Source organism: Pseudomonas sp. AGC41, assembly GCF_057334555.1.
In genome coordinates, this window is sequence record NZ_JBHFJB010000046.1 from 71,605 (window position 1) to 74,358 (window position 2,754).

The 2,754-nt window shown below is 55.1% G+C and carries 3 protein-coding genes; 1 reads left to right on the plus strand and 2 read right to left on the minus strand.

All coding sequences use genetic code 11. The features are described from left to right. Nucleotides 1-17 precede the first annotated feature (17 nt). Both dctP and ACE04F_RS09310 read right to left on the minus strand, forming a co-directional pair. On the minus strand, nt 18-1,013 hold the full coding sequence (gene dctP / locus ACE04F_RS09305; protein WP_486106097.1) for a C4-dicarboxylate TRAP substrate-binding protein DctP: 996 nt from the start codon (nt 1,011-1,013) through the stop codon (nt 18-20). Between the two features lie 125 nt (nt 1,014-1,138). Then, nucleotides 1,139-2,134: a TRAP transporter substrate-binding protein gene (locus ACE04F_RS09310; protein WP_486106099.1), complete on the minus strand. Its 996-nt coding sequence runs from the start codon at nt 2,132-2,134 to the stop codon at nt 1,139-1,141. 199 nt (nt 2,135-2,333) lie between these two features. On the opposite strand from ACE04F_RS09310, the gene ACE04F_RS09315 reads away from it, so the two are divergent. Continuing rightward, the gene (locus ACE04F_RS09315) at nt 2,334-2,705 is read left to right on the plus strand and encodes a PH domain-containing protein (RefSeq protein ID WP_486106101.1); all 372 of its coding nucleotides are present in this window, start codon (nt 2,334-2,336) and stop codon (nt 2,703-2,705) included. Nucleotides 2,706-2,754 lie beyond the last annotated feature (49 nt).

Here is a 2,754-nt window from a genome sequence, read left to right on the forward strand (position 1 = left end):
CCCCCCCCACCAACCCATTACTGAGCCTTGTTGGAGGCTTCGGCGGCTTGGATCAGGTCAGCGCCGATGTCACCTTCGAACTTCTTCCAGACCGGTTTCATCTTGTCGCGCCAGGCGTTGCGTTCTTCAGGCGTGAGGGTAATGATCTCGGTGGTCTTGGCGTCGAGGATGCGCTGCTTGTCGTTCTGGTTCAGTTGCGCCGCTTCCTTGTTCACATGAGCGGTGACTTCCACCAGGATCTTGTCCAGTTCGCTGCGTACGTCCGGCTGCAGGCCATTCCAGAACTTGGTGTTGGTGATCAGCATGTAGTCGAGCAAGCCATGGTTGGACTCGGTGATGTACTTCTGCACTTCATGCATTTTCTGGCTGTAGATGTTCGAGTAGGGGTTTTCCGCACCGTTGACCACGCCGGTCTGCAGGCCTTGATAAACCTCGGCGAAACTCATCTTGCGCGGGTTGGCATTGACGGCCTTGAACTGTTCTTCCAGCACTGCCGATGCCTGTACGCGAAACTTCAGGCCGCGTGCGTCCTTGGGTTCGCGCAGGGCTTTGTTGGCAGAAAGTTGCTTCATGCCGTTGTGCCAGTAAGCCAGGCCGGTAATGTTCTTGCTTTCCATGGACTTGAGCAGCTTCTGACCTTCAGGGCTCAGTTGAAAACGGTCCACGGCAGAAATGTCATCAAACAGGAACGGCAGGTCGAACAACTGCACCGTCTTGGTGTATTGCTCGAACTTGGCGAGTGATGGCGCGATCATTTGCACGTCACCCAGGAGCAGGGCTTCCATTTCCTTGCCATCGCCGAATAACGACGAGTTGGGGTACACCTCGACCTTCACTTTGCCTGGCAATCGCTCTTCCACCAACTTTTTGAAGAGCAACGCGCCTTGGCCTTTGGGGGTTTGTTCGGCCACCACGTGCGAGAATTTGATAACCACCGGATCAGCCGCCATGGCGCTGCTCAACGCGCTGAGTGCCAGTGTGCAGACGAGTGCTTTCCACATAGGTTTAAACATAGGGGTTCCTTTTATTTTTAGTTTTTCCCGTGCGGGCTCATTCAAAACACGACGCACGGTGGGACACTTGCAAGTCTAGGCAGAAAAACAGCTTGCCGAGGCATTGTGACATCAAGTGCAGGGCTTTACTGCGTCTTGTTGGATGCTTCGGCGGCTTTGATCAGCTCCGGGCCGATATCCTTTTCGAACTTCGCCCATACCGGTTTCATTTTCTCTCGCCAGGCATTCCGCTCTTGCGGCGTGAGGGTCATGATCTCGCTGGTCTTGGCGTCCAGGACGTGCTGTTTGTCCTGCTGATTGAATCGCTCCGCTTCCTGGTTGGCGTGAGCAGTGGATTCGACCACGATCTTTTCCAGCTCACCGCGGATATCCGGCGGCAGGCCGTTCCAGAAGTCCGACGTGGTGATCAGCATGTAGTCCAGGATGCCGTGGTTGGACTCGGTAACGTATTTCTGTACCTCATGCAGTTTCTGGTTGTAGAAGTTCGAATAGGTATTTTCCGTGCCGTTGACCAGCCCCGTACGCAGGCCCTGATACACCACCGAGAAAATCATCGGTTGCCCTTTGGCGCCCACCGCTTTGAATTGCTCCTCCAGCACGGCGGAAGTCTGTACACGGAAAACCAAGCCACGCGCATCTTCGGGCGTACGCAGCGGTTTGTTCGCCGACATTTGCTTCATGCCGTTGTGCCAATAGGCCAGGCCAGTAACGTTCTTGCTCTCCATGGACTTGAGCAGTTGCTGGCCCTCGGGGCTCTGTTGGAAACGGTCCACCGCGGCAATGTCATCGAACAGAAACGGCAAGTCGAACAACTGCACCTTGCGGGTGTACTGCTCGAACTTGGCCAGTGACCGCGCGATGATCTGCACGTCTCCCAGTAGCAACGCTTCCATTTCCTTGTCGTCGCCATACAGCGTGGAGTTGGGATAAACCTCCACCGTGACCTTGCCCGGCAACCGCTCCTCCACCAGCTTCTTGAACATCAGGGCGCCCTGGCCCTTGGGCGTCTGTTCGCCTACTACATGGGAAAACCTGATCACGATGGGGTCGGCTGCGTAGGCGCTGCCCAGTGCGCTGAAAACCAGGGTGCAGATGAGCGCTTTCCATAAAGGTTTGAGCATGGCGTATCCCTTCGATTTATGTTTATCGTACGAGCTCATTCCAGCCCCGGCGAACTGCAAACACTGGCAAGTCTAGGAGCAAAAAATGCGGGCTGCCGGAAAGTTGTGAATCCTGGAGGAGAACCAGCCGCGTCTGTCAGGCTTGGCCTCCGAGATCAGTGGACAGGACGTTTCCAAAAACTCAACAAGGGCCTCACTCATGATCGATTTCAATAACAAAGGCTTTTTCAAGCTCAAGCAAAACAACGAATACGCCGAACGCGTCACCGATCTGTTGCTGGACGGCGAACAGGTCATCGACGCCTACAAGTCGATGCGCGATGGCGTGGTCTTCACCAACAAACGCATCATCGCGGTAAACGTGCAGGGCATTACCGGCAGCAAGAAGGATTTCACCTCGCTGCCCTACAAGAACATCGTTGCGTACTCGGTGGAAACCTCCGGCACCTTCGATCTGGATTCAGAGTTGGAGATTTATTTTTCGTCCTTGGGCAAGGTGAAGTTCGAGTTCACCGGCAAGACCGGCATCGTCGAAATCTCCAAGGTCATTTCCCGACACCTTTTGGTCTGAGTCGATACAAGCGCACCCCGGCAACGTAAGTCCCGCTGGAGCTCAAGGC

Excerpts from the sequence above, each read along its gene's own strand:
- dctP (WP_486106097.1), bottom strand. The coding sequence starts at position 1,013 with ATGTTTAAACCTATGTGGAAAGCACTCGTCTGCACACTGGCACTCAGC.
- ACE04F_RS09310 (WP_486106099.1), bottom strand. The coding sequence starts at position 2,134 with ATGCTCAAACCTTTATGGAAAGCGCTCATCTGCACCCTGGTTTTCAGC.
- ACE04F_RS09315 (WP_486106101.1), top strand. The coding sequence starts at position 2,334 with ATGATCGATTTCAATAACAAAGGCTTTTTCAAGCTCAAGCAAAACAAC.